We start from the raw sequence: 26211 nt of genomic DNA, 5'->3' as shown, positions 1-26211 counted from the left end.
AGCGTGCGGCCGCGTTCCGGGGGGCGCGCCCGGCCTTGGCGGGGTCTTGTCGTGGGACGGCGCGATCTTCACGTGATCTTGACGTCGGGCGCCGTGCGGCCGTAAGCGGAGCGTCAGGATTCGGCGACGTACCGTAAGTTTTCCGTCAATCTCCGGCGCTGGGGGCGGCGTTCGGCCCTACGGTCACGGCCATGGGACGGCGAGCAATGCTGCTGCGACTGCAGGCGCGTCACGGCCACGGCCACCGGTCGCCGGGTGCCGCCGCGCCGGCCCACGACCGCGGCTGGCGCCGCGAGGCCCGCGCCGCCTGGTGGTTCGGGCTGGGCCTGGGCACCGTCCTCGTCGTCGCCGACCTCGCCCGCGGCAGCCTGGACTGGCCCCGCGGCTGCTGCTGGGCCGCGCTCGCCGGCACCCTCGTCGCCGTCCTGCGCCCGGCGCGCATCACCGCGGGCGACGACTGGCTGGCCGCCCGCGGGCTGCTGCGCGAACACCGCGTACGGACCGACCTGCTGACGCAGGTCCGCCGCGCGGACGGGGTCGCCCCGCGACTGGTGTTACGCGACGTGATCGGCGGCCGGGTGGAGGTGGACCCGAGGATCCTCGCGGCGAACCCGCTCCTGTGGCACCGCCTGGACACGGGGGCGCGCAGGGCGCGCGAGCGGGGGTTGTTGCGGGGGGCAACTCCGTTGACGGACGTGGCGGAACGCGTGGACGGCGAGGGCGCACGGGCGCTGCTCAGGTCGGCGGGGCTGGACTGAGGCTGTGTCTTCGCGGTCCTCGCGCCCCTTTCGGGTCGCTACCCGTACGTGACCCCCGTCAGCTTCTCCGAGGCCTCCCACAGACCTCGCGCCGCAACATCGGACAGCGTCCAGCGCGCCCGTATCGACCGCACAGGCGCCCCCCGCCAGAGCTGCACCCGCGGTCCGATGAACTCGTCCGGCAGGACACCCGGCGCCGTCGCCGCGTACAGCGTCGGCAGTGCCCCGTCCTCCGCGCTCTGCGCGACCAGCCGGTTCGCGAACTCGACGGCGCGTTCCGCCCAGGCCCGTTCCTCCATGCGCGGCCCCGCCGTCTGCAGGTTGGTGGCCGCGTAGCCGGGGTGCGCGGCGGCCGCGACGACCGGCGAGCCCTCGGCGGCGAGCCGTCGCGCCAGCTCGTGCACGAACAGCAGGTTGGCGCTCTTGGAGCGGCCGTACGCGATCCAACGGCGGTAGCGCCGCTCCATGTTCAGGTCGCGGGGGTCGACGTTGCCCAGGAAGTGCAGCCCGCTGGAGACGGTCACCACCCGCGCCCCCGGCCCGGCGGCCCGGAGCCGGGGGAGCAGCAGGCAGGTCAGGGCGAAGTGGCCGAGGTGGTTGGTGCCGAACTGCATCTCGAAGCCGTCGACGGTCTTGCACTGCGGCAGGGCCATCACACCGGCGTTGTTGACGAGCAGGTCGATCCGCTCGTCCGCCAGTCCGTCCGCGAAGGCCCGTACGGAGGAGAGGTCCGCGAGGTCCAGCCGGCCCAACTCGACATCGGCGTCCGGCACCTGGGACCGGAGCAGTTCCAAGGCGGCCTCGCCGCGCGTCGCGTCCCGGCAGGCCAGTACCACGCGCGCGCCGTGCCGGGCGAGTTCGCGGGCGGTCACCAGACCGAGACCGCTGTTGGCACCGGTCACCACCGCGGTGCGCCCGCTCTGGTCGGGGATGTCGCTCGCGGTCCAGCCGTTCATGCGGTGCGCTCCTCTGCGGATCCGTCCGGAACGGACAGCCTAGACGGCCGAGGGGCGCCCTGCAGGCCTTTCGCGCCGGGGGCGTGCGCTTGGGCATCGACGGGGCGGGGAAGGGTGCCGGTGAGCCATGTGGCGGCATCCGGTGCTGCCGCATCGGCCGGGGTCCGCGAGGCGTCCACCGGCTGTCCCGCAGCGGAACGCGTGTCATCGGACTGTGCGGAAAACAGCCTGGCGTGCGCAGGATCCCGGCCGTTGCGGTTAGCCTGTCGACTACCTTCCTGACGTGGTGGGGGTGCCCGTGCGTTTCTCCTGGTGGAGCCGGGCCCGGTGGGTCCGGGCCGTGCTCGCGGGGCTCTATGTCGTCACCCTCGCCGCCGTCGTCCCCAAGGGGGCCGGCGGCCACGGCCGGGACGGCAGCTGGTCCAGCGAGGAGGCCCGGCGCTTCTGGGGACCGACCCGGATGACGTCCTCCACGGACCCCCAGGACCCCGAGAACGCCGATGCCGACCCCGACGCCAAGAGCGAGGCACAGAAGATCACCGGCAGCGCACGGCACTTCGCCGGGGTGCCGACGGTGGGCGTCATCTTCTACGTCGGCGAGGACATGAAGAACCATCACTGCACGGCGAGCGTGGTGCACAGCCCGAAGGGCAACCTCATCGTGACCGCGGGCCACTGCTCGTTCGGCGACGCGGCCGCCTTCGTCCCCGACTACCAGCAGGGCGCGAGCCAGCAGCCGTACGGCGTCTGGGCCGTCGACCGCACCTTCACCGACCCGCGCCGCGACGACTACGGGGACGGCTCCGACCTCGACTTCGCGTTCGCGACGCTCAAGCCGGACTCCCGCGGCAGGCAGATCGAGCGGGTGACGGGCGCGAACCGGCTGGTGCGGACGCCCGGGTACACCAACCGGGTGACGGTCATCGGCTACCCCGACGTCGACGACGACCCGGCGGACCAGGCGATCCGCTGCACGGCGATGACCGAACGCCTGGACGGCCACAAGCAGCTGCGCATGCGGTGCGACGGCTTCTACTCCGGCACGTCCGGCAGCCCGTGGCTCATCCACTTCAACGAGAAGTCCAAGACCGGCGACCTGGTGGGCGTCCTGGGCGGCCTCAACGGCGGCGGCCCTGACGGGGACGACAGTGCGCGGGTGTCGTACAGCCCGGTCGACGACGACGAGATCTTCAAGCTGTACCTCGACGCGATCAACGACCGGGAACCGAAGCGGTAGCCGGTGCCCTCGCGCTATGCGGTAACTGCGGCGCCCCGTAAGGGGCGCGGGGCTGTGTCGATATGCGGCTCCGCCGCGTGGGCGCGACCATGCGCCCCGAAGGGGCGCGGGGAACTGCGCGACAAGCCCCCACCGGCCTGCAGCCGGACGCACCACCCCAGGGGTCCGGGGCGAAGCCCCGGGTACTTCGCCTGCAGGCGCGTCGTGGTTGCTCGCGCAGTTCCTCCCCCAGCTACCGCTGGGGGTATCCCCAGTGCCCCTGACAGGGCGCCGCCCCCTTACGGGGCGCCGGCCGCCAAAGCCCGGTCCACGCCCCCCTCGTGCGGACCCAGGAACATCGGGTCCGGCCGCACCACCGCGTTGACGACGGCCTTGCCCGCCGCGAAGACCTCCCGGGCCCCGCCCGCGTACCAGGTCACGTCGTGCGCGTTCGACACCCCGACCCCGTACGAGTCGATCCCCGCCGCCCGGCACAGCGCCACCGCCCGCCGGATGTGGAACTCCTGACTCACCAGCACCGCCCGCTTCACGCCGAACACCCGCCGCGCCCGCGCACAGGAGTCCCATGTGTCGAAGCCCGCGTAGTCGGCGACCACCCGCCCTGCCGGAATCCCGCGCTCCGTCAGATAGCGGCGCATCGCATCCGGCTCGTCGTACTCCACGCGCCCGTTGTCGCCCGTCACCAGGACCACCCGCACCTTGCCCGCCCGGTACAGCGAGACCGCCGCGTCCAGCCGGGCAGCCAGGTACGGCGACGGCCGCCCGGCGTCCAGGCCCGCGCCGAAGACCACCGCCACCTCGGCGGCGGGTGCGTCCCGCACGTCGCGCAGGCGGGGCGAGGCGGTCGCGTAGATCCAGGCGGACGGCAGCAGGGCCAGCACACACGCGGCCATCACCGCCCACAGCACGCGCCGCGCCCGCCGCCTTCGTACGTCTGTCCAGCGTCTGTTCACGCCCGGTTCACGCACGATCGCCCCCGGCCGGTTCCCGCTGCCGTCTGTCACACCCGGCGGCTACCGTCGGGGGTATGAACGGCACAGGCACAGCACGGAGTGACGGCGCAGGCAGCGAAACCCCCGGCATCGCCGGGTACGACGTGCCGGACGTGGAGCGCTGGGCGCCCGAGCCCGACAAGCGGCCCGGGCGGACGGCCTTCCAGCGCGACCGGGCGCGCGTGCTGCACTCCGCTGCGCTGCGCCGCCTCGCCGGCAAGACGCAGGTCGTCGCCCCGGGCGCCAACGCCCAGGCCTGGGACGCCACACCGCGCACGCGCCTGACGCACTCGCTGGAGTGCGCGCAGGTCGGCCGGGAGCTGGGCGCGGCCCTCGGCTGCGACCCCGACCTGGTCGAGGCCGCCTGCCTCGCGCACGATCTGGGCCACCCCCCGTTCGGCCACAACGGCGAGCAGGCGCTCGACGAAGTGGCCCGGTCCTGCGGCGGGTTCGAGGGCAACGCCCAGTCGCTGCGCCTGCTCACCCGGCTGGAGCCGAAGCGCTTCGTGCCCGGCCCGCCGACGGGTGACGGCCGGCCGGTCAGCGTCGGCCTCAACCTCACCCGCGCCGCGCTCGACGCCGCCACCAAGTACCCCTGGCCGCGCGGCGGCCACCCCACCGACCCCGCCTCGCGCAAGTTCGGGGTCTACGCGGACGACCTGCCGGTCTTCACCTGGTTCCGGCAGGGCGCCCCCGCCCACCTCCGCAGCTTCGAGGCCCAGGTCATGGACTGGGCCGACGACGTCGCCTACTCCGTGCACGACGTGGAGGACGGCCTGCACGCCGGCCACCTCGACCCCGGCGTCCTGCACTCCGGCCCCGAGCGCCGCGAGGTGTTCGCCGTCGCCGCCCGCCGCTATGCCCCCGGCGCCGGTCCGGACGAGCTGGCCGAGGCGCTCGACCGGCTGCTGGCCCAGGAGTGGTGGCCGCACGGCTACGACGGCAGCGCCGTCGCCCAGGCCCGGCTCAAGGACGCCACCAGCCAGCTCATCGGCCGCTTCTGCCTGGCCGCCGAGACCGCCACCCGCGCCGCGTGGGGCCCGGGCCGGCTCGGGCGGTACCGGGCCGAGCTCGTCGTCCCCCGCGGCACGCGGCTGGAGTGCGCCGTCCTCAAGGCCGTCGCCGACCGCTACGTCATACAGCGCGAGGACCAGGAGAAGCTCCGGGCCGAGCAGCGCGTCGTCCTCGCCGAGCTCGCCGAGGCCCTGGTCGCCCGCGCGCCCGACGGCCTCGACCCGCAGTTCCGCAGCCTCTTCGACGCCGCCGCCGACGACGCGGGGCGACTCCGCGCGGTCGTCGACCAGATCGCCGCCCTCACCGATGCCTCGGCGCGCACTCTTCACGCCAGGCTCACGGGGGCAAGGTCACGATAAACCGGGGCCCTTGCGGGTACTGACCCGGCGGGGCTGTGCTTTCCCGGGGCCACAGCGTCCAATAGGGGCTGTGCCCGGGCCGGACCCCCGGCCGGAACACCCATGGGGGCGGTACGCAGACGCACTGCGCGGCAGCGAGGAGGCAGCAAGTGGTGGACGCAGACCAGACGTTCGTCATCGTGGGAGGAGGCCTGGCCGGTGCCAAGGCGGCGGAGACCCTCCGGTCGGAGGGTTTCACCGGCCGGGTGATCCTCATCTGCGACGAACGCGACCACCCCTACGAGCGGCCTCCGCTCTCCAAGGGGTACCTCACCGGAAAGACCGACCGGGAGGCCGTCTTCGTCCACGAACCGGCCTGGTACGCCCAGGCCGACATCGAGCTCCACCTCGGCCAGCCCGCCGTCGCCCTCGACCGCGCGGCGAAGACGGTCCGCCTCGGCGACGGCACGGTCGTCGCCTACGACAAGCTGCTGCTGGCCACCGGCGCCGAGCCGCGCCGCCTGGACATCCCCGGCACCGGGCTGGCCGGCGTGCACCACCTGCGCCGCCTCGCGCACGCCGAGCGGCTGCGCGGCGTCCTCGCCTCCCTCGGGCGCGACAACGGCCACCTCGTCATCGCCGGAGCCGGCTGGATCGGCCTGGAGGTCGCCGCCGCGGCCCGCGGCTACGGCGCCGAGGTGACGATCGTCGAGCCCGACCCCACCCCGCTGCACCGGGTCCTCGGCCCCGAGCTCGGCCAGCTCTTCACCGACCTGCACGCCGAGAAGGGCGTCCGCTTCCACTTCGGCGCCCGGCTCACCGAGATCACCGGCCAGGACGGCATGGTCCTGGCCGCCCGCACCGACGACGGCGAGGAGCACCCCGCCCACGCCGTCCTCGCCGCGATCGGCGCCGCCCCCCGCACCGCCCTCGCCGAGGCCGCCGGCCTCGCCCTCGTCGACCGCGCCGACGGCGGCGGCATCGCCGTCGACGCCTCGCTGCGCACCTCCGACCCCGACATCCACGCCGCGGGCGACGTGGCCGCCGCCGAACACCCCTGGCTGCACACCCGCCTGCGCGTCGAGCACTGGGCCAACGCCCTCAACGGCGGCCCCGCCGCCGCCCGCGCCATGCTCGGCCAGGAGGTCTCCTACGACCGCGTCCCGTACTTCTTCTCCGACCAGTACGACGTGGGCCTGGAGTACTCCGGCTACGCGCCCCCCGGCTCGTACGACCAGGTGGTCATCCGCGGGGACGCCGGAAAGCGCGAGTTCATCGCCTTCTGGCTGCGCGAGGGCCGGGTGCTGGCCGGGATGAACGTCAACGTGTGGGACGTCACGGAGGACATCCAGCGCCTCATCCGCTCCGGGGACCGCCTCTCGCCCGAGGCCCTCGCCGACCCCTCCGTCCCGCTCGCGGCGGTGCCCACCGCATGAGCCGGATCCGCACCGCGCTCGTGCCCGTCGCGGAGATCTTCGCCCTGCGGCACGCCGTGCTGCGCCCCGGCCTGCCCCCGGAGTCGGCCGTCTTCCCGGAGGACGGCCGGCCGGAGGCCTTCCACGTCGCCGCGTACGACGAGGAGGGGGAGGTGCAGGCGTGCGTGACATTCGTCCCCGAGCCGCTGCCGGACACCGGCGAGGCGGCGTACCGCTTCCGCGGCATGGCCAGCGCCCCGGCCGTCCGCGGCCGGGGGTACGGCGTCGCCGTGCTGGAGGCCGGCCTGGCCGAGGCCGCGGCCCGCGGCGCCGGGCTGGTGTGGTGCAACGGCCGCACGGGGGCGCGCGGCTTCTACGAGCACCACGGCTTCACCGTGCAGGGCGAGGAGTTCATGGTCGAGGGCGTGGGCCCGCACTTCGTCTTCCTGATCAAGGTCGGGGGTGTCGGCGCCCGGCCGTAGAATTCAGGCGTGGCAGGCAGGATCAACGATGACGACGTGAGGGCGGTCCGGGACGCGGTCCCGATCGACGCCGTCGTGTCCGAGTACCTCCAGCTGCGCAACGCGGGCGGCGGCAATCTCAAGGGCCTCTGCCCGTTCCACGACGAGAAGTCCCCGTCCTTCCAGGTCAGCCCCGCCAAGGGGCTGTTCTACTGCTTCGGCTGCCAGGAGGGCGGGGACACCGTCGACTTCGTCATGAAGATCGACCATCTCTCCTTCGCCGAGACCATCGAGCGCCTCGCCGCCCAGGCCGGCATCACCCTGCGGTACGAGGAGGGCGGCTACACCCCGGGCCGCCAGCAGGGCGAGCGCATCCGCCTGGTCGAGGCGCACAAGGCCGCGGCGCAGTTCTACGTCGACCAGCTCGGCAGCCCCGAGGCCGAGATCGGCCGCCGCTTCCTGGCCGGCCGCGGCTTCGACCAGGAGGCCGCGCAGCACTTCGGCGTCGGCTACAGCCCGGCCGGCTGGGACCACCTCACCCGCTTCCTGCGCGGCAAGGGCTTCACCGACAAGGAGCTGATCGTCTCCGGCCTCGCCCAGGAGAGCCGCGGCGGCCGCCCCATCGACCGCTTCCGCGGCCGCCTGATGTGGCCCATCCGCGACATCACCGGCGAGGTCATCGGCTTCGGCGCCCGCAAGCTCCGCGACGACGACAACGGGCCGAAGTACCTCAACACCCCCGAGACGCCGATCTACAAGAAGTCCCACGTCCTCTACGGCATCGACCTCGCCAAGAAGGACATCGCCAAGAGCAACCGCGCCGTGGTCGTCGAGGGCTACACGGACGTCATGGCCTGTCACCTGGCCGGCGTCACCACGGCCATCGCCACCTGCGGCACCGCCTTCGCCGGCGACCACATCAAGATCCTGCGCCGGCTGCTGATGGACAACTCCGGCTCCGAGGTCGTCTTCACCTTCGACGGCGACGCCGCCGGCCAGAAGGCCGCCCTGCGCGCCTTCGAGGACGACCAGAAGTTCGCCGCCGAGACCTCCATCGCCATCACCCCCGGCGGCATGGACCCCTGCGAACTGCGCCTGGCCGAGGGCGATGCGGCCGTGCAGTCCCTGGTGGAGTCCCGCACCCCGCTGTTCGCCTTCGCCATCCGCCAGGTCGTCGCCCGGCACAACCTCGACACCGCCGAGGGCCGCGCCGCCGCCCTGGAGGCGGCCGCGCCGATCGTCGCGAACATCAAGAACAGCGCCATCCAGCACGAGTACGCCGTCCAGCTCGCCGGCATGCTCGGCATCCTGGACACGCAGTTCGTCGTCCGCCGCGTCGGCCAGCTCGCCCGCTGGGCCCGCGAGCGCGGTCAGCGCCCCGACCAGGGGCGCGCACAGCACCGCGGCGCGCCGCCCGCCGCGCCCGCACCCCAGCAGCCGGCCGTCCGCGGCCCCGCCCTGAACCTGCGCAGCCCCGCCCACCGCACCGAGCGGGAGCTGCTCAAGCTGGCCCTCCAGCACCCCGAGCTCGTCGCCCCGGCCTTCGACGCCTACATGGAGGACGAGTTCACCGCCCCGCCCTACGCCGCCGTGCGCCGGGCCATCGAGGAGGCGGGCGGCGTCACCCAGGCCGACGCCGGCTATCTGGCCAAGGTCCGCGAGGCCGCGCCCGACGACACCGTCCGCGCCCTGGTCACGGAGCTGGCCGTCGAGGCCGTCCACGCCCGCACGGTGGACGCGGTCTACGCGGGCACCCAGCTGGTGCACGTCCGGCTGCGGGCCGTCGAGCGCCGCATCGAGGAGGTCCAGGCGGGCATGATCCGCCTCGGCGCCCAGGCCGACCCGGCTCAACTGGCCGCCGTGCAGAACGAGTTGTGGGTCCTTCAGCAGTACGGCAAATCCCTCAAGGACCGCGGCGCCGCCGCGCTGTGAGCCTCGGGCGGGTGCCGGGCAAGTGCCGCCTGTAACCGGCCGGTCACGGTCCGGGCCCAGAAAGTGGACGCACGCCCCTCGTGGCGGGCGTGTGTCGTGCTCCACACTATTGGGCGGTGCCTGAGTCCTCGGAGCGCGGCAGGCGCAGCGGCCGACTGGCCTCGGCCCCTTTCGCGAAGCCGCTCTCGATCCCCCGCAAGGGCGACGGCTCGGCCGCCGCCGCGCCCTGATCCGTGCCGCCCCGTTCTGCCGCCATAGCAGCGATCACCCTGGAGGTCGCCCCCGTGCAGACCCGGACCCCGACCCTCCCCCCGGCCCCGGCCGCCCCGGCACCGACCGTGCCGCGGCAGGACGGACCGCCCGTGACCGAGACCTTCGCCGAGGACGCACCCCCGGAACCGGTGCGGGCCGACACCGGCGGCCCCTCGTCCGACCTCTTCCGCCAGTACCTGCGCGAGATCGGCAGGATTCCCCTGCTCACGGCGGTCGAGGAGGTGGAACTGGCCCGCCGCGTCGAGGCCGGGCTGTTCGCCGAGGAGAAGCTCCTGTGCACCCCGGACCTCGACACCCGCCTCGCCCTCGACCTCGATCAGCTCGTCGTCCTCGGCAGGATGGCCAAACGCCGGCTGATCGAGGCCAATCTGCGGCTCGTCGTCTCCGTCGCCAAGCGCTACATCGGCCGCGGCCTCACCATGCTCGACCTCGTACAGGAGGGAAACCTGGGGCTGATCAGGGCAGTCGAGAAATTCGACTACGCCCGTGGCTACAAGTTCTCGACGTACGCGACCTGGTGGATCCGCCAGGCCATGTCCCGCGCCCTCGCCGACCAGGCCCGCACGATCCGGGTCCCCGTGCACGTCGTCGAGTTGATCAATCGCGTGGTGCGGGTGCAGCGCCGCATGCTCCAGGAGCGCGGCTACGAACCCACCGCCGAGGAGGTCGCCGCCCAGCTCGATCTCTCGGAGGAGCGGGTCAGCGAAGTCCTGCGCCTCGCCCAGGAACCGGTGTCGCTGCACGCGCCGGTCGGCGAGGAGGACGACGTCGCGCTCGGCGACCTCATCGAGGACGGCGACGCCGCCTCGCCCGTGGAGTCGGCCGCCTTCCTGCTGCTGCGCGAGCACCTGGAGGCCGTGCTCTCCACGCTCGGGGAGCGCGAACGCAAGGTCGTCCAGCTGCGCTACGGGCTCGCCGACGGCCGCCCGCGGACCCTGGAGGAGATCGGCCGGATCTTCGGCGTCACGCGCGAGCGCATCCGCCAGATCGAGTCGAAGACGCTCAACAAGCTGCGGGACCACGCCTTCGCGGACCAGCTGCGGGGCTACCTGGACTGAGGCCCGCGCAGGTCTTTCAGAACGCCCCCGGGTGCGTCTGCTCGCGCACCGCCGTGTACTGCTGCCGCACCGCCTGCCCCGCCGCCAGGTCCTCGCCGGGATCGAAGACCTGGCCCGTCACGGAAGGCCACTGCGGCGGCGTGTGCGGCGCCAGGGTGCCGTGCTGGACGCCCAGCGACCAGGCGGCCTGCCGCGCCGCGCCCAGCGCCGCGTAGTCCATCGGCTGCGGGACGACGACCTGTGCGCCGAACAGCGACGGCGCGATCGCCTGCACGGCGGGCAGCTCGGCGGCCGCGCCCAGCAGGAAGACGCGGCGCACCTCGACGCCGCGCGACCGCAGCACGTCGAGCGCGTCCGTCAGCCCGCACAGCATGCCCTCGAAGGCGGCCCGCGCCAGGTGCTCCGGCTTCATGCTCTCGCGCCGCAGGCCGGTCAGCGTGCCCGAGGCGTTCGGCAGCTGCGGGGTGCGCTCGCCCTCCAGATAGGGCAGCAGGACGAGCCCGTACGAGCCCGGCGAGGACTGCAGCGCCAGCGCGGACAGGCCCGGCAGGTCCGTGCCGAGCATCTCCGCGGTGCCGCGCAGCACCCGCACGGCGTTGAGCGTGTGGACGACGGGCAGGTGCATGCCGGTCGCGTCGGCGAACGAGATGATCGTGCCGGACGGGTCCTCCAGCGCCGAGTGGTGCACGGAGAAGACCGACCCGGAGGCGCCCAGGGAGATCACCGCATCGCCGGGCCCGACGCCCAGCCCGAAGGCGGCGGCCATCGTCTCGCCGGTGCCCGCCGAGATCAGCAGCCCCTCGGGGGTGTGCCCGGCCGGCTCGGCCGGACCGAGCACATCGGGCAGCGCGGCCTGCCGGCCCAGCGCCAGCTCCACGAGATCCGGCCGCCATTCGCCCGTCGCGGCCGACCAGAAACCGGTGCCGGACGCGTCCCCGCGGTCCGTCGTCCGGCGCAGGGGCCTGCCCAGCAGCTGCCAGACCAGCCAGTCGTGCGGCTGCAGGAGGGCGGCGGCGCGGGCGGCCGACTCCGGCTCGTTGCGGGCCAGCCAGCGCAGCTTCGCCAGGGCCTGCCCGGCCTGCGGCACCGACCCGACCGCCTGCGCCCAGGCGGCCTTGCCGCCCAGCGCATCGGTCAGCTCGGTCGCACAGGACTGCATGCGCTTGTCGTTGCCCAGCAGGGCGGGACGGACCAGCACCCCGCCGGCGTCCAGCACGAGCAGACCGTTCTGCTGCGCGGAGACGCCGATGGCCTGCACGCCCTCCAGCACGCCCCCGGCCGCGGCGTCGCCCAGCGACATCAGCCAGGCCTGGGGATCGCCCTCGGCCGTCGCCGGATGCGGGGCATACCCCTGCCTGAGCACGGCACCGGTGTCGGTGTCGCAGACGACGATCTGTGTGCTCTGGGCAGAACTGTCCAGCCCGGCGACTATCCCCATGTCAAGGATGATGCCAAATCCCGGGCGTCCGTCGCGCCACAGGTCAGGTGTTGCTGGTGCCCCAGTCGTCCTCGTCGGACCCGCGCTGCTCGCGGAGCGACCGGATCCGGTCGGACAGGGATCCGGTCCCCGGCATGCTGCTGCCGATCCGTTCGAACGCGCGCGAGGCCATGGCCCGGCCGTTCTGCGCGGCCGATTCGGCGGTGTTGCGGACCGCCGGGTTCTGCGCGATGCGCTGCGCGCCCTTGCGCAGCTCCTCGTAGCGCTCCCGGCCGGCCCGTGCACCGAGCACGTAGCCGACGGCCAGCCCGGCGAAGAACGTCACCCGGTAGCGCATCGCGCACCGTCCTTCCGTTGGATCCGCTGTGCCTCTCGCAGCCTTCGCCCTCGCCTACCCGGCAGGGACCGAGGTCACTCCGGGGGTACCGATTGGCGGAGCACCCCCCTGCTTGCGCTAATGTATGTCCCGCAGCGAGCGCACGCCGCCCGGACGTCCGGACGAAGGTGCATTCGAAGCAAACGCCACAATCCCCTGTAGCTCAATTGGCAGAGCAGCCGGCTGTTAACCGGCAGGTTACTGGTTCGAGTCCAGTCGGGGGAGCGCGGTCCCCTGTAGCTCAATTGGCAGAGCAGCCGACTGTTAATCGGCAGGTTACTGGTTCGAGTCCAGTCGGGGGAGCTGTGGAACGAGGGTCCCCGAGGGGGCCCTTTTTTCATGTCCCGGTTCCCGCCCTGCGGGAACCGTTCCGGCGTGGCCGAAGTCCTCAAGGTCAGGCTGGTCACACGATGCGGCCCCGCCGGGGCAGCAGATCGTATGAACGGCTATGCTGCGGCAGACGGCGCGCACAGATGTGCGCGACGCGCCGTGAACGGGGCGGTAGCTCAGCCGGTTAGAGCAGCGGACTCATAATCCGTCGGCCGTGGGTTCGAGTCCCACCCGCCCCACTTCGCGGCAGCCGTGCAGAAACGTTCTGACCTGCGGGCGTCCCAGCTCGGGAGCACGCCGCGAAGCCCGACAGGACCCCGTCGTCCGGGATTCTGCCGGGCATGTCCAGGAGTGTCAGCAGGCGTCCCAGATCGCCACGGCGCCCAGTGCGCCCGAGCCTGCGAGGGATATGACGGCCCGCGCCGCTCCTCCGGCGCCCAGGAGGGTGAAGACCATGCCTTCGACCGACGCGAGGCAGGTGTAGTCGTTGTACGCCGGGTCCTTGCAGTAGACGTACCGGTGGATGCCGCTCGCCCAGACCTTGAACGAGTGGTCCACCTGGTCGTAGTGCAGCTCCCAGTTGGCTCTCTGTCCGTTGATCGTGAGGTTGTTGCACCAGGTCGGGGCCCCGCCTCCCATGGGGACCTCCGCCCGGGACGGGCTCGCGTACGCCGGTGCCGCCGACAGGGCCAGAACAGTGGCCATGGAGGCGAGGGTTGTCGTGGTGGTCAAACGCTTGAACAACGCAGATCCTTTCGCTGCCCTCCTGGGCGTGGCCCGGTGGAGGGCGGTCCCGCTCCGGTCCCCCCTGGACCGGCGGGCTCAACAGTAGGTCTGCGGAAGTGCCGTGTAAGGGTTCGTTCTGCCCTGTCGGAAGGGCTCACGGGTAACAGGCTGCACAGTGGTCGGTTGAACACCGGCTCCAGTTCGTCATATACCGGATATACCCTCGGCCTTCTGTCCAGGCGCACGTGCACGGGCGGCTCCGCCCGTCAGCCGTGAGAAGGGGAACGGCCCACTCTGAACGGGTTGTTGAGCGAGCCGCGGCGCACTCTCCGCGGGTGCAGGACCGACGACGTTCTGAAGATGCACCGCCTCGCGTACACCGGCGGGACCGAGGCGCTGCTGCACTGGCTGTCGGTCCGCAGCGGCACCTGGACGGCCGTCGTCGACGCCGCCGGGTCCGTACTGACCGCCTGCCGACGGCACTTCACCAGCACGGCCGCCGAGTTGGCGGTGCTCGGCGCCGCGGAACTGACGTCCCGTGGAGTGCGGTCGGTCGTCCTGGACGGTGGAGGGAGCATCGCGCTGGTCTACGCGCTGGGAGCGCCGTCGGCCTCGGACGGTCCGGCCCTCGTCGCGATCGGGGACCGCCACGACGCCGGGCTGTCCACTCTGCTCGCCGATGCGGTGGTGCCCCTGTCGCTCTGCTGGAAGGCGGACGAAGCCGCACGCGAACGCCGCCGGGTGGAACTCGCCGACGCCCGGGTGCGGGAAGCGGTCCTGCATCTGCTGTCGGCCGGCCAGGTGCCGGCCGCGCACCAGATAGCGTCGGTGCTGCGCCCGTCACTGCCGGACCCGGTCCATGTGTGCGTGGTCGAGTACCCGGCCGGCCTGCGTGCCGACGAGGCCGCCAGGCTGTGCGCCGGAACCCTCGGCAGGCGGGCGTGGATCGTCCCGTGCCCGGTCTACTCCAGGCACGTGATCGTGCTGACGCCACCCGTTCCGGCCTCCACCGGTGGGCACACCGGACCGCTGCCTCCCGTCGTCATGCCGCCGGGGCCCGGCTGCTTCGTCGGCGTCAGCGAGGAGATGCCCCTCAGGGAAACGGCCGCAGGGTACGCGCAGGCGGTCCACGCCCTCGCCGTGGCCCGGGGACGCGCGGACCGGTACGCCCGTTTCGGGACCGGCCAGGAGCTCGCCCTGGTCGCCCACGCGGACGGTGCCGTCTGGGCCGAGACCCTGCTGGCCCCCCTGCGTGCGTACGCGCCCGGACGGCCGCAGGACCCGGACAGCCGCGAACTGGCGGTCACCGCGCAGTCGTGGCTGAACTTCGGATCGGGGGCCGCGCGATACCTGAGGGTTCACCGGAACACCGTGGCCATGCGGCTGCGTCGCATAGAGGAGTTGCTGGACCTGGACCTCGGGGCGCTGCCAGGTCAGGCGGCACTGTCCCTGGCCCTGCGCCTCGCCCCGGCTCATCAGGAAGCCGCGGCGCACGCGCCTCGGACACTCGACGGAGTCCTCGCCCGGCCTTCCGTCAGGCAGTGGGCAGGGCACTTCCTGCGCCCTGTGACCTCGGCTGCCGCACCGGCCGGCGCGTCGGAGACACTTCGCGTCTGGCTGGAGCACGACGGACAGCTCAGGGCGACTGCTGCCGCCCTGGGCATCTCCGTGCCGGGGGCCCGGAAGCGGCTGGTGAGGCTCGAGGCGGCCTTCGAAAGATCCTTGCTCCAGAAGCCGAGCGCACAGCACGACCTGTGGCTGGCCCACCGGTCCATGGAACTCGACGGGGGTCCGCCCCTTACGGCGCCCCCTCACTCCCGGAAAGTCCGCCGGTAGGCACCCGGCGAAACCCCCAGCGCCGTCCGCAAGTGCTGCCGCAAGGACGCATCCGTGCCGAACCCCGCGCGCTCCGCGATCCGGGTCATCGGCAGGTCGCTGCTCTCCAGCAGGTGCCGCGCCAGGTCGACGCGCTGCTGGACGATCCACTGCCCGGGGCTCTGGCCCACCTCGGCCCGGAAGCGCCGGGTGAACGTGCGGCGGCTCATGCCCGCGTGCCGGGCCAGGTCGTCCAGGCCGAGCGGCTCGTGCAGCCGGCCGAGGGCCCACGCGCGGGTCGCGGACGTCCCGGCGTCCGGGCTCGGCGGCACGGGCCGTTCCACGTACTGCGCCTGCCCTCCCTCGCGCTGCGGCGGCACGACGCAGCGCCGGGCCACCTGGTTGGCGACGCCGCTGCCGTGGTCGCGCCGGATGACGTGCAGGATCAGGTCGATGCCGGAGGCGGCGCCGGCCGAGGTCAGCACCCGGCCCGCGTCCGCGAAGAGCACGTCGGGTTCGAGCTGCACCTGCGGGTACAGCTGCCGGAAGCGGGCCGTGTAGTGCCAGTGCGTGGCCGCGGGGCAGCCGTCGAGGAGGCCCGCCGCGGCCAGCACGAAGGTGGCGACGCAGATCCCCACGATCCGGGTGTCCGGCCCGATCGTCGCCAGGGCCGCCGCGGTGCGCGCCGGCAGCGCGTCCGGGCCGGTGACGCCGACGAACTCCTCCGAGGCGGGGATCACCACGGTGTCCGCCTCCGCCAGCGCCGACGCGTCGTGCCCGACGGCGATGGTGAAGTCCGCCGCGGTGCGGACCGGCCGGCCGTCCACGGAGCAGGTGACCACCTCGTAGAGCCGCTGCCCGTCCGGCCCGGTGGCCGTGCCGAACAGCCGGGACGCGAGGCTCAGCTCGAACGGAATGACCCCGTCGAGGGCCAGTACGACAACACGATGCATGGCCCGATCCTTGCACATCCTGACCTTTGGGCCACTGTCCTCGCAGGTGGAGCGGACCGCACCCTGGAGAACATGACCACCATGAAAGCAATGAGCCAGAACATCTACGGCGGCCCGGAGGCCGTGCGCGAGACCGTCGTCGAGCGTCCCGTACCCGGCCCCTCCGAAGTTCTCGTCCGCGTCCGCGCGGCGGGCATGAACCCGACCGACTGGAAGCACCGGCAGCGCCCCGGGTTCCTCGACCGCCTCCCGCTGGTGCTCGGCTGGGACGTCTCCGGCGTCGTCGAGGAAGCGGGCCTGGGCGTCACGCTGCACGAGCCGGGCGACGAGGTGTTCGGCATGCTGCCCTATCCGCACGGGGTGGGCTCCTTCGCCGAGTACGTGGTCGCCCCGGCCCGCGCGCTGGTGCGCAAGCCGGCGAACGTCGACCACGTCCAGGCGGGCGCGATCCCGCTCGCCGCCCTGACCGCCTGGCAGGTCCTGGTGGACGCGGCGGACGTGCAGCCGGGGCAGCGGGTGCTGATCCACGCCGCGGCGGGCGGGGTCGGGCACCTCGCCGTGCAGATCGCCAAGGAGCGCGGCGCATACGTGATCGGCACGGCCAGCGCGCCCAAGCACGCGCTCCTGCGCGAGCTCGGCGCCGACGAACTGGTCGACTACCGCACCGCGGACTTCACCGCGATCGAGCCGGTCGACGTGGTCCTCGACGCGCTCGGCGGCGAGACGGCCGTCCGCTCGCTCAAGGTTCTGAAGCCCGGCGGCCAATTGCTGTCCATCGCCTTCACCGACCTCCCCGGGGACTTCGCCGAGCAGGCCGCCGCCCTCGGCGTCCGCGCCCGGCCGCTGCTCGTCGAGGCCGACCAGGGAGGCATGCGCGCCATCGCGGACCTGGTCGCCGCGGGCCGGCTCCGGGCCGTCGTGGAGGCCGCGTTCCCGCTCGAACAGGCCGCCAAGGGCCATGAGTTGGGTGACACGGGCCGCGTCACCGGCAAGGTCGTGCTCACCCTCCCGTAGGCGGAGGCACGGGTCGTGCGGGCCGTTCTTTCCCCCGGGGAGCGGCCCGCATTCTTGGGCAGAGGGTCAAGCTTGTGTCAAGTAGTTGCGTTCATGCGCAAGTAAGGGGCTATGCTGCTGAGCGTTCGAAAGCATCAGGCACCTCGTTCGGTGAGGCGTCTTCACGGACACAGGCCACTGACCCCACGACGTCGAGAGACGCCCAGGGTCAGGACAGGTCTCCCCGGCCTAAGGGGTGACCCCAAGTGGCTGCCCCGCTGAAGGGGAATACGCCGTGGAGTGCCAAAGCTCTGACGAGTTGGGGTGAACCGGTCATGAGGACCGGTCCGCTCCTTGCCGTGTCGTCCGGCGCCCGCGTGCGCCCCGGCCGGGAGGAGGCGAGAGACATGGATGGCAGCAGTTGCAGTAGTCCGGGCCACAGTCGGCCCCGTATCCGCACGTCCTCGCTGACCTCCGGTACGCGGTAACCACCTTCCCTGCGCGCTCCATTGCGCCTTGCCCTGCACCCGTGCGGCCAACTGCCGTGCCGGGCCGCCGTGCTGCGCGCTCGCAGGGGGGATAGCTGCTGCGTGCCCCGCTACCTCCCCCATCGGGGGCAAGGGAGGCCCGTCATGACCGACACGATGATCAACCCCTCGCCGGCACCGGCGCCCCGCGCCGCTGTGCTCGACGACGCACACGTCGGAGACATCCGCGGTGCACTCGGCACCATCAAGCTCGACGACACGGCTCCCCGCAAGGGGCTTTCCGCCAAGCTCAAGACCCTGCTCGCGATCGTCGGCCCCGGCCTGATCGTGATGGTGGGCGACAACGACGCAGGCGCCTTCGCCACGTACGGCCAGGCCGGCCAGAACTACGGCACCCGGCTGCTGTGGACGCTGCTGCTGCTCGTCCCCGTCCTCTACGTCAACCAGGAGATGGTGCTGCGCCTCGGCGCCGTCACCGGCGTCGGCCACGCGCGGCTGATCCTGGAGCGGTTCGGCAAGTTCTGGGGCGCGTTCTCCGTCATCGACCTCTTCCTGCTCAACGCCCTGACGATCGTCACCGAGTTCATCGGTGTCGCCCTCGCCGTCGGCTACCTCGGACTGCCCAAGACGGCGAGCGTGCTGGTCGCCGCGGCCGTGGTCATCCTGGCCGCCTCCACCGGGTCCTTCCGGCGCTTCGAGCGCACCGCCATCGCACTGTGCCTCGGCTCGCTGCTGCTCGTCCCGATCTACTTCATGATCCACCCGAGCACCGGCACCATGGCGCACGACTTCGTCGTCCCCGGCATGCCCAAGGACTCCAAGCTCTCCGACGTCATGCTGCTGATCATCGGCATCGTCGGCACCACCGTGGCGCCCTGGCAGCTGTTCTTCCAGCAGTCCTACGTCATCGACAAGCGCATCACCCCGCGCTTCATGAAGTACGAGAAGGCCGACCTGTGGCTCGGCATCGTGGTCGTCGTCATCGGCGCCGCCGCCATCATGGGCTTCACCGCCGCCGCCTTCACGGGCACCAAGGAGTTCGGCAACTTCGACGACGCCATCGGCATCGCCCACGGCCTGGAGGCCAACGCGGGCCGGGTCGCCGGCGTGCTGTTCGCCATCGCCCTGCTCGACGCCTCGATCATCGGCGCCTCCGCCGTCTCGCTCTCCACCGCCTACGCGCTCGGCGACGTCCTCGGCCTCAAGCACTCCCTGCACCGGGGCATCGGCGGCGCCAAGGCCTTCTACGCGATCTTCGCGGGCGTGGTGCTGCTCGCCGCGGTCATCGTCATCGTCCCCGGCTCGCCGCTCGGCCTGATCACCGAGGGCGTGCAGACCCTGGCCGGCGTGCTGCTGCCCTCCGCCTCGGTCTTCCTGCTCCTGCTCTGCAACGACAAGGCCGTCCTCGGCCCGTGGGTCAACGGCCGCTGGACGAACATGTTCACCTCGCTCGTCGTCGCCGTCCTGGTCTGCCTGTCGATCATCCTCACCGCCGCGGTGCTCTTCCCCGACATCACCACCGGCGCGATCCTCGACATCATGGCCGTCTGCGGCGTCGCCGGCCTGCTGGCCCTCGGCTACGCGGAGACCCGGCGCCGCAAGAAGGGGTGGGCGATGGCCGCCCCCGTCGACCGCGCCGGCAAGGAGAACTGGCGGATGCCCCCGCTGGAGGAGCTCCCCAAGCCCATCATCTCCACCGGGCGCAAGGTGGGCCTGACCGCCCTGCGGACGTATCTGCTGGCCGCGATGATCCTGGTGATCGTCCGCATCGTGCAGCTCGCCCTCGGCCACTGACAGACGTCCCCGGGGCGGCGTGTCCTCCCCAGTTCCGCCGCCCCGGGGGCCACTTCCACCCGACCGTCTCCCCGACAGGGAGGGCACGTCCATGCGCCTCCTCCAGCACCTCTCCAAGCTCACGGCCCCCGAGGCCCACGCCCGCGTCGACTGCCCGCGCGTCAGCCTGACCCTGCAGGACGGCACCGAGCGCCCGTACCTGCTCGACGACCCCGGCAGCGATCCGAGCCCCGAGGACGGCCCGCGCGCCGCCTACGAACCGCGCGTCCACCTCGCCTACATCCTGGCCCGCCAGGGCCACGACGCCCGCTGGCTCGCCCGGTTCGCCGATCTGCCGTTGCCGGCCGCGCACCGCATCGCCGAGGCCGCAGCGTCTCCGGCCGCCGCCTGAGCGGCTCGTTCTCCCCGCAACTTCCCCAACTCACCGGCTGCGCCATGCCGTTTTCCGGCATGCCGTCGCGCTGCCCCGCGGAGGTGACCGTATGTCCGTCCTGCCCGTCGTCCCCACCCGTTACGCGCCCGCGCCCCGGCGGCTCCGCGCCCACTGGCACGCCGTCACCGGCCCTGACGGGCCCGCACCGAGCGCCCCGTAAGGGGCGCACCTGGCCGCGCCCACGCAGCAGAGCCGCATATGTCGCTGCCCCGCGCCCCTGACGGGGCGCGACCAAGTCCGTCAGGAGCAGACATGTCCCTGCGTTACCCCCGCATCACCCGCACCCGTCAGGAACGCCCCGCGGCCGTCGAGCCGAAGGCGCGGAAGCCGCAGCTGCCGCACCGGCTGGGCGGGCTGACCGTCGACCCCGAGGCGCGCATCGCGACCGCGGGGGAGCGGGAATTCCCCCTGACCTTCATGGAGTTCGAGCTCCTCACCCATCTCGTCGCCAACCCCCGGCGGGTGCACACCCGCCGCCAGCTGCTGACCGTCATCTGGGGGCCCGGCAACTCGAGCGGTGCCCGCACCATCGACGTCCACGTCGCCCGGCTGCGCCGCAAGCTCGGGCCGGAGTACCAGGCGCTGATCAAGACCGTGCGGCAGGTCGGCTACGCGCTCGACCCGTCGAAGGCCATGGCCGACTGACTCCCACCCATCGCCCAGGAGGTGTGCCACCCATGCGACTCCTCACCCGCCCGCTGTTCCGCCGCCCCGCCCCTCCGCCGCCCGCAGCCCCCACCCACGGCACGATCAGCGCCCGTTGCGAGCGGCGCGTCGAGGCCAAGGTCCGGGCCCTGTGCGTACTCGCCTTCGCGGGTACCGGGGCGCGGCTGAACAGCCTGCACATCATCGAGCCGGACGACAGCGTCACCGTCGTCGTCCGTATCACCCTCACCCTGGCCGGCCCCGCCGGCGTCGCCCTGGAGCGGCTGGTCGACCAGCTGTCCCGCGAGCCCGGCGTGCGCGACCTGCACTGGCGGCTGCACCAGGCCGTGTCCGATGGGGCCGGCACTGGCCGGTCCCTGCCGGGTGAGCAAGGATGGAGGGGAGAGGCCGAGGAGGTGGAGGTACGGCATGAAGGTGCCCCGCCTGCACGTCGGTGAGGGTGCAGGGGCCCTGGCGGCCCTCGCGATGGGCCTGCTGCTCGTCGCCGGGTTCGACGCGGCCCTGGGCGACGACATGTCCTTCGCCGCAGCCGCCTGGACGGCCTCCGGTGCCGTGGCCCTCGCCCTGGTCGTGGGCGTCCTGCACGGCCGCCGCCGCGCCGCCGCCCGCCCGGCGGGCGCCCGGCTGCCGGAGCGGGTGGACGACGACTGGTTCACCGGACCGACCTTCGAGGGGTTCCCCGCGGAGGCCGTCCGGCCCCTGCTGGAGCGGCCGGGCTCCCCGAGCCGCAGCGAGGTGTGCACGGCGTGGGTGCTCGCCACGCACGGCCATGACGCCGACTGGATCACGGGCCACCTGGATCTTCCCCCGGAGGTGGCCCGGGTGCTCGTGGAGGCCGCTCTGCAGCGGGACTGACGGGCCGGTTCTCCGGGTACGGGCCGGAGGGCCGGCCCTTCCGTACCCCCGTTTTGCATACAGATGCGAATGTCGGCAAACTGCCCGATGCCCGACGGCCACCCGCCGTGCACCGCCTTTTCTCGACGCGGCCGGACCGATGCCGGATCATCGGTACACAGGCCGCCGTGTGCTGGGGGTAAGTCCCGTGTCCTTCCCGTCGCGATCCGCCGCCTCGCGGGCGTCCCTGCCCTCCCGGGTGACGGGGCGGCTGTCCCGCCTGTCGTGGGTGGACGCGGTCGTGGCCGCAGCGGTGCTGGTGGGCCTCTACCTGCTGCTGCGGGTCGGCAAGGGGGCGACCGTCTCCTTCGACCCGGCGCACGTCGCCCGCGTGGACACGGATCCCGCCGATCTGCCGTACTACGCGGCGCGCAGCCTGCTGCGGATGTTCACCGCCCTGGCCGCCTCCGTCGCCTTCACCCTCGTCTACGGCTACGCGGCCGCCCGCAGCAGGCGGCTGGAGCGGATCCTCGTCCCCGCCCTGGACATCCTGCAGTCCGTCCCCGTGCTCGGCTTCCTCTCGGTCGCGGTGACGGGCTTCCTCTCGCTCTTCCCCGGCTCGATGCTCGGCCTCGAATGCGCGTCCATCTTCGCGATCTTCACCTCGCAGGCGTGGAACATGACGTTCGGCTTCTACCACTCGCTCATCACCCTGCCCCGCGAACTGGACGAGGTCTCCCGCTCGTTCCGCTTCACCCGCTGGATGCGGTTCTGGAAGGTCGAACTGCCCGCCGGGGCCATCGGGCTCGTCTGGAACGGGATGATGAGCTTCGGCGGCGGCTGGTTCTTCCTCGTCGCGTCCGAGGCGATCAGCGTCTCCGGCCACAAGTACGCGCTGCCCGGCGTCGGTTCCTTCGCGGGCACCGCCATCGCCGCGGGCGACCTGGGCAAGGTCGGCTGGGCGGTCGGCACCATGACCGTCATGGTCGTCGGCGTCAACTTCTTCTTCTGGCGGCCGCTGACCGCCTGGGCCGAACGCTTCAAGAACGAGCAGTCCGAGGCCGCCGCCGTGCACCGCTCGCTGGTCCTGGACTTCCTGCGGCGCTCCTCCTGGCCCCGCCTGCTCGGCCGGGCGGCCCGGCCCGTGGGGGAGGCGCTGGGCCGCGCCGGACGGCTCCTCGGCACCGACGACCGGCCGTTCGCCGTCCGCCCCGGCCGCCGCCGGGCCGGCGACCTCGTCTTCGGGCTGACGTCCGGCGGGCTCGTCGCCTGGGGCCTGTTCGACCTGCTCGGCTACCTGCGGTACCGCACCGGGCTCGGAGTCTTCGGGGAACCGCTGCTGCTGGGCCTGGCCACCCTCGCCCGCGTCGTCGTGCTCGTCGCCGTCGCCACCGTCGTCTGGGTGCCCATCGGGGTGCGCATCGGCTTCTCGCCCCGACTGGCCCGCATCGCCCAGCCGTTCGTCCAGATCCTCGCCAGCTTCCCCGCCAACTTCCTCTTCCCGCTGGCCACCTGGTTCTTCCTGAGGACCGGGCTGTCGCTGAACATCGGCGGCATCGTGCTGATGGCGCTGGGCGCCCAGTGGTACATCCTCTTCAACACCATCGCCGGCGCCGCGGCCGTCCCCTCCGACCTGCGCGAGGCCATGGACGACCTGGGCGTGCGCGGCCGGCAGCGCTGGAAGCGGCTGATCATCCCCGGCATCTTCCCCGCCTACGTCACCGGCGGCATCACCGCCTCCGGCGGCGCCTGGAACGCCTCGATCGTCTCCGAGGTCGTCACCTTCGGCGGCACCACCCTGACCGCCACCGGCCTGGGCGCCTACATCGCCCGCGCCACCGCCCGCGGCGACTACCCGCACCTGATCGCGGGGATCGCCGTCATGGCCGTCTACGTCGTCGGCCTCAACCGCCTTGTGTGGCGCAGGCTCTACCGCCTCGCCGAGACCCGGTACTCGCTGTGAACCGCTCTGCTGGAAGGAGCCCCGCCATGGCCACGAGCCCCGCCGCCGACGGGACGGCCCGCCCCCGCCCGGCCGACGGCGAGGTCCTGCTCGCCGCCGAGGCGGTCACGAAGACCTATGCCGGCGCCGACGCCGAACTGCCCGTCCTGGCCGGGATAGACCTGGAGATACGCGCCGGGGAGATCGTCGCCCTGCTCGGCCGCTCGGGCTCCGGCAAGTCCACGCTGCTGCGCTGCCTGGCCGGCCTGATCCCCGCGAGCTCCGGCACGGTCGCCTACCGCGGCAAGCCCCTCGACGGCGCCAACCCCGGCACCGCCATGGTCTTCCAGACCTTTGCGCTGCTGCCCTGGCTGACCGTCCAGCAGAACGTCGAACTCGGCCTGGAGGCACGGGGGGTGCCCGCCCGCGAGCGCGCCGAGGCGGCACTCCAGGCCATCGACCTCATCGGCCTCGACGGCTTCGAGTCCGCCTACCCCAAGGAGCTCTCCGGCGGCATGCGCCAGCGCGTCGGCTTCGCCCGCGCCCTGGTCGTCGAACCCGACGTGCTGATGATGGACGAGCCGTTCTCCGCACTCGACGTGCTCACCGCGGAGAACCTGCGCGGCGAGCTGATGGAGCTGTGGGAGTCCGGCCAATTCCCCACCCGCGCCGTCGTGTTGGTCACCCACAACATCGAGGAGGCGGTGCTGATGGCCGACCGCGTCGTCCTCCTCGGCTCGCGCCCCGGCACCCTCAGGGCCACCTTCGACGTCCCCCTGGAACGTCCCCGCGACCGCAACTCGCCCGCGTTCGACGCGCTCATCGACGCGGTCTACCAGGTCATGACCGGCCGCGAGAAGGACACCGCCCCGCACCTGCCCGGCCGCACCGCCGCCGGGCCCACGGAACCGGACCGGCGCACCCTGGCCAACACACCGCTGCCGCGGGCCAGCGTCGACGGCCTCTCCGGCCTCGCCGAGATCGTCGCGCAGCACGGCGACCACTGCGACCTGGCGGACCTCGCCGAGGAACTCGGCCTGGAGGTGGACGACCTGCTGCCCCAGGTCGACGCGCTGGACCTGCTGGGCTTCTCCTTCGTCCGCGAGGGCGACCTGCTGCTGACCCCGCGCGGCACCGCCTTCGCGCGCGCGGATGTGCAGGAGTCCAAGAGGATCTTCGCGGACGCGGTCCTGGAGGCGGCCCCCCTGGTCAGGCTGGTCGTCACCACTCTGCGCCGCACGGCGGGCCCGGTACGCGCGGGCTTCTTCCGCGACCTGCTGGCCCACCACTACACGAGCGAACAGGTGACGGAACAACTGGAAACGGCCACGGACTGGGGCCGCTACGCGGAGCTGTACGCGTACGACGCGGGCCCGGAGGAATACGCCCTGGACGAGGCGGCCGCCTCGTAGGGTTGCGCCCCGGTCAGCCGCGCCCCGAAGGGGCGCTGGGGGTCCCCCCAGCGGTAGCTGGGGGAGGAACTGCGCGAGCAACCACAGACGGCCCGCAGCCGCCGAAGATGCTCAGCCGCTGGTTTGCGGCCGCGACCGCCGCAGGCGAGCCCGCCCCCGAGCAGCGGCTATGTCCGCGGCCGGCAGCGACTCGGTCGCCCCCGCCTCCTCAGGCGGAGCCGCTTCGCCCTGCGCAGCAAGCACGGCACCCTCCAGGAGCGCACGCACCTGCTCCCCGGCCGCCCGGTAATAGATCCGCGTCCCCTCACGCCGCGAGGCGACAAGGCCGGCGGTCCGCAGCCGCGCAAGGTGCTGGGAGACGGCGGCGACATGCGCGCCGACCATGTCCGCGAGCTGGCCCACGGAGTGCTCGCGCCGGGTCAGCGCCCAGAGCACCTGGAACCGCGTGGGGTCGGCCACCGCCTTCAGCACGGCGACGGCCTGTTCCACCCTGTGGGCTTGCGCATCCATGACAGGAGTCTAGGTCGTGCGGGGTGGATCCTCCCGTGACCCGCACGGCCTCACTCCCGGGGACACGGCCTCAGAACCAGCTGTCGCCGTCACCGTCGCCGTCGACCTCGACGTACTCGCTGTTGTCGATGTAGTTGTTGACGACCCGCGGCTCGTCCTCGTCCATCATCTCGTTGAGCAGCGCACCGCCGATCGCACCCGCCGCGACACCGGCCGCCACGCCGCCCCAGCCGGGACCCTGGCGCTGCGGCTGGGCGTAGCCCGGCTGGGCCGGGGCGGCGTAACCGGGCTGGCCCTGCGGCGCGTAGCCGGGGCGGCCCTGGGGCGCGGCGTAACCCTGCTGGGGCGCCTGCGCGTAACCCTGGGCGGCGTAACCGGCGTTGTTGCCCTGCGCCGCCTGCTGCTGCATCGTCGCCCAGCGCTGGGCGCACGCGGTGCACGCCATCACGTTGCGCACGACGCCCCACTGCGGCGCCCACATGACGTTCTGCATGCCCTGGCCGTGCGACGGATCAAAGAAACAGTTCATCGGACCCTCCCGAGTACAGCCCCCTGCAGTGCGGGGCTACGAGGCGTCAGGCTACTCGATCGTCTGCCCGGAATACGCGGCCGTACGGACCCGTTACGGTCGCGGAGCAACGTAACGGCCACGGGAAGCGGGAAGCGCTCATGGGCAGCAGCACGGTGGAGCTCACCAAGGACAACTTCGACGCGATCGTCTCCGGCAGCGGGTTCGTGCTCATCGACTTCTGGGCCGCCTGGTGCGGGCCGTGCCGGTCGTTCGCGCCGGTCTACGAGAAGGCCGCCGAGCGGCACGGGGACCTGGTGTTCGGGAAGGTGGACACCGAGGCGCAGCCGGAGCTGGCGGCCGCCTTCGAGATCCGGTCGATTCCGACGCTGATGATCGTGCGGGAGAACATCGCGGTGTTCGCCCAGCCGGGTGCGCTGCCCGAGGCCGCGCTGGAGGACGTCATCCGCCAGGCGCGGGCGCTGGACATGGACGAGGTCCGGGCCTCCATCGCGAAGGCGGAGCGGCCTGACGACGCGTGAGGGCGGGATACGGCACG

At 72.8% G+C, this 26211-nt stretch carries 25 protein-coding genes, 3 tRNA genes and 1 riboswitch; of the genes, 20 read left to right on the top strand and 8 right to left on the bottom strand.

What is annotated here, in order from left to right; genetic code table 11:
• The first annotated feature begins 191 nt into the window (after window positions 1–191).
• Entirely contained in the window at window positions 192–758 is a 567-nt protein-coding gene (locus HG542_RS16870; protein WP_227723533.1) for a hypothetical protein, read from the top strand.
• Between the two features lie 38 nt (window positions 759–796).
• Here HG542_RS16870 and HG542_RS16865 read toward each other — a convergent pair whose 3' ends face one another.
• Window positions 797–1714: an oxidoreductase gene (locus HG542_RS16865; protein WP_171082226.1), complete on the bottom strand. Its 918-nt coding sequence runs from the start codon at window positions 1712–1714 to the stop codon at window positions 797–799.
• A gap of 283 nt (window positions 1715–1997) precedes the next feature.
• Here HG542_RS16865 and HG542_RS16860 point away from each other — a divergent pair, with 283 nt between their 5' ends.
• On the top strand, window positions 1998–2951 hold the full coding sequence (locus tag HG542_RS16860; protein WP_176606630.1) for a trypsin-like serine peptidase: 954 nt from the start codon (window positions 1998–2000) through the stop codon (window positions 2949–2951).
• A 278-nt stretch (window positions 2952–3229) separates the two neighbouring features.
• On the opposite strand, the gene HG542_RS16855 is transcribed toward HG542_RS16860, so the two are convergent.
• On the bottom strand, window positions 3230–3844 hold the full coding sequence (locus tag HG542_RS16855; protein WP_171082343.1) for a SanA/YdcF family protein: 615 nt from the start codon (window positions 3842–3844) through the stop codon (window positions 3230–3232).
• A 134-nt stretch (window positions 3845–3978) separates the two neighbouring features.
• On the opposite strand from HG542_RS16855, the gene HG542_RS16850 reads away from it, so the two are divergent.
• From HG542_RS16850 to HG542_RS16830, 5 genes are all read left to right on the top strand, one after another.
• Window positions 3979–5316 carry a deoxyguanosinetriphosphate triphosphohydrolase gene (locus HG542_RS16850; RefSeq protein WP_171082224.1) on the top strand — a complete coding sequence of 446 codons (1338 nt, stop codon included), beginning with the start codon at window positions 3979–3981 and terminating at the stop codon, window positions 5314–5316.
• Window positions 5317–5465: 149 nt separating this feature from the next.
• Window positions 5466–6731, top strand: a complete 1266-nt coding sequence (locus tag HG542_RS16845) for an NAD(P)/FAD-dependent oxidoreductase (protein WP_171082222.1) — start codon at window positions 5466–5468, stop codon at window positions 6729–6731.
• Entirely contained in the window at window positions 6728–7192 is a 465-nt protein-coding gene (locus HG542_RS16840; protein WP_171082220.1) for a GNAT family N-acetyltransferase, read from the top strand. Before HG542_RS16845 ends, HG542_RS16840 begins: the two co-directional genes overlap by 4 nt.
• Before the next feature lie 9 nt (window positions 7193–7201).
• Window positions 7202–9103, top strand: coding sequence for a DNA primase (dnaG, locus tag HG542_RS16835; RefSeq protein ID WP_171082219.1), 1902 nt, complete (start codon window positions 7202–7204; stop codon window positions 9101–9103).
• 233 nt (window positions 9104–9336) lie between these two features.
• Window positions 9337–10434, top strand: coding sequence for an RNA polymerase sigma factor (locus HG542_RS16830; protein ID WP_171082217.1), 1098 nt, complete (start codon window positions 9337–9339; stop codon window positions 10432–10434).
• Between the two features lie 16 nt (window positions 10435–10450).
• Here HG542_RS16830 and HG542_RS16825 read toward each other — a convergent pair whose 3' ends face one another.
• Entirely contained in the window at window positions 10451–11872 is a 1422-nt protein-coding gene (locus tag HG542_RS16825; RefSeq protein WP_171082216.1) for an FGGY family carbohydrate kinase, read from the bottom strand.
• 43 nt (window positions 11873–11915) lie between these two features.
• Window positions 11916–12209 carry a YtxH domain-containing protein gene (locus tag HG542_RS16820; protein WP_171082214.1) on the bottom strand — a complete coding sequence of 98 codons (294 nt, stop codon included), beginning with the start codon at window positions 12207–12209 and terminating at the stop codon, window positions 11916–11918.
• 191 nt (window positions 12210–12400) lie between these two features.
• On the opposite strand from HG542_RS16820, the gene HG542_RS16815 reads away from it, so the two are divergent.
• From HG542_RS16815 to HG542_RS16805, 3 genes are all read left to right on the top strand, one after another.
• Window positions 12401–12473, top strand: a tRNA-Asn gene (locus HG542_RS16815).
• Between the two features lie 5 nt (window positions 12474–12478).
• Window positions 12479–12551, top strand: a tRNA-Asn gene (locus tag HG542_RS16810).
• A gap of 192 nt (window positions 12552–12743) precedes the next feature.
• Window positions 12744–12817, top strand: a tRNA-Ile gene (locus HG542_RS16805).
• A gap of 115 nt (window positions 12818–12932) precedes the next feature.
• Here HG542_RS16805 and HG542_RS16800 read toward each other — a convergent pair.
• The gene (locus HG542_RS16800; RefSeq protein WP_171082211.1) at window positions 12933–13283 is read right to left on the bottom strand and encodes a hypothetical protein; all 351 of its coding nucleotides are present in this window, start codon (window positions 13281–13283) and stop codon (window positions 12933–12935) included.
• A 381-nt stretch (window positions 13284–13664) separates the two neighbouring features.
• Here HG542_RS16800 and HG542_RS16795 point away from each other — a divergent pair, with 381 nt between their 5' ends.
• Window positions 13665–15140: a helix-turn-helix domain-containing protein gene (locus tag HG542_RS16795; RefSeq protein WP_171082209.1), complete on the top strand. Its 1476-nt coding sequence runs from the start codon at window positions 13665–13667 to the stop codon at window positions 15138–15140.
• On the opposite strand, the gene HG542_RS16790 is transcribed toward HG542_RS16795, so the two are convergent.
• On the bottom strand, window positions 15116–16072 hold the full coding sequence (locus HG542_RS16790; RefSeq protein ID WP_171082206.1) for a GlxA family transcriptional regulator: 957 nt from the start codon (window positions 16070–16072) through the stop codon (window positions 15116–15118). The genes HG542_RS16795 and HG542_RS16790 overlap by 25 nt on opposite strands.
• 81 nt (window positions 16073–16153) lie before the next feature.
• Here HG542_RS16790 and HG542_RS16785 point away from each other — a divergent pair, with 81 nt between their 5' ends.
• From HG542_RS16785 to HG542_RS16750, 8 genes are all read left to right on the top strand, one after another.
• Window positions 16154–17086, top strand: coding sequence for an NADP-dependent oxidoreductase (locus HG542_RS16785; protein WP_171082341.1), 933 nt, complete (start codon window positions 16154–16156; stop codon window positions 17084–17086).
• A gap of 135 nt (window positions 17087–17221) precedes the next feature.
• Window positions 17222–17396, top strand: a riboswitch (M-box (ykoK) riboswitch).
• A 301-nt stretch (window positions 17397–17697) separates the two neighbouring features.
• A complete protein-coding gene (locus tag HG542_RS16780) occupies window positions 17698–19347 on the top strand; it encodes an NRAMP family divalent metal transporter (RefSeq protein WP_171082205.1) in 1650 nt (549 codons plus the stop codon).
• Window positions 19348–19438: 91 nt separating this feature from the next.
• Window positions 19439–19738: a hypothetical protein gene (locus HG542_RS16775; protein WP_227725278.1), complete on the top strand. Its 300-nt coding sequence runs from the start codon at window positions 19439–19441 to the stop codon at window positions 19736–19738.
• A gap of 294 nt (window positions 19739–20032) precedes the next feature.
• The gene (locus HG542_RS35810) at window positions 20033–20425 is read left to right on the top strand and encodes a winged helix-turn-helix domain-containing protein (RefSeq protein WP_171082203.1); all 393 of its coding nucleotides are present in this window, start codon (window positions 20033–20035) and stop codon (window positions 20423–20425) included.
• A gap of 32 nt (window positions 20426–20457) precedes the next feature.
• Entirely contained in the window at window positions 20458–20883 is a 426-nt protein-coding gene (locus HG542_RS16765) for a hypothetical protein (RefSeq protein ID WP_171082201.1), read from the top strand.
• Window positions 20855–21301: a hypothetical protein gene (locus HG542_RS16760; RefSeq protein ID WP_171082199.1), complete on the top strand. Its 447-nt coding sequence runs from the start codon at window positions 20855–20857 to the stop codon at window positions 21299–21301. The genes HG542_RS16765 and HG542_RS16760 overlap by 29 nt, the downstream gene beginning before the upstream one ends.
• 187 nt (window positions 21302–21488) lie before the next feature.
• Complete coding sequence (locus HG542_RS16755) at window positions 21489–23243, top strand: ABC transporter permease (protein WP_308699102.1); 1755 nt, start codon at window positions 21489–21491, stop codon at window positions 23241–23243.
• A 26-nt stretch (window positions 23244–23269) separates the two neighbouring features.
• Complete coding sequence (locus tag HG542_RS16750) at window positions 23270–24634, top strand: ABC transporter ATP-binding protein (RefSeq protein ID WP_171082195.1); 1365 nt, start codon at window positions 23270–23272, stop codon at window positions 24632–24634.
• 111 nt (window positions 24635–24745) lie between these two features.
• On the opposite strand, the gene HG542_RS16745 is transcribed toward HG542_RS16750, so the two are convergent.
• Window positions 24746–25144, bottom strand: a complete 399-nt coding sequence (locus tag HG542_RS16745; protein ID WP_171082194.1) for an ArsR/SmtB family transcription factor — start codon at window positions 25142–25144, stop codon at window positions 24746–24748.
• 70 nt (window positions 25145–25214) lie between these two features.
• Complete coding sequence (locus HG542_RS16740; protein ID WP_171082192.1) at window positions 25215–25673, bottom strand: hypothetical protein; 459 nt, start codon at window positions 25671–25673, stop codon at window positions 25215–25217.
• 140 nt (window positions 25674–25813) lie between these two features.
• Between HG542_RS16740 and trxA the strand changes: the two genes are divergently transcribed.
• Window positions 25814–26194 (top strand): thioredoxin, encoded by a 381-nt coding sequence (trxA, locus tag HG542_RS16735; protein WP_171082190.1) that lies wholly within the window; start codon window positions 25814–25816, stop codon window positions 26192–26194.
• Window positions 26195–26211 lie beyond the last annotated feature (17 nt).

Origin of the sequence: Streptomyces morookaense (assembly GCF_013030945.1) — a bacterium.
Classification (GTDB): domain Bacteria; phylum Actinomycetota; class Actinomycetes; order Streptomycetales; family Streptomycetaceae; genus Streptomyces; species Streptomyces morookaensis.
This window is presented reverse-complemented; position numbering and strand designations above follow the sequence as displayed.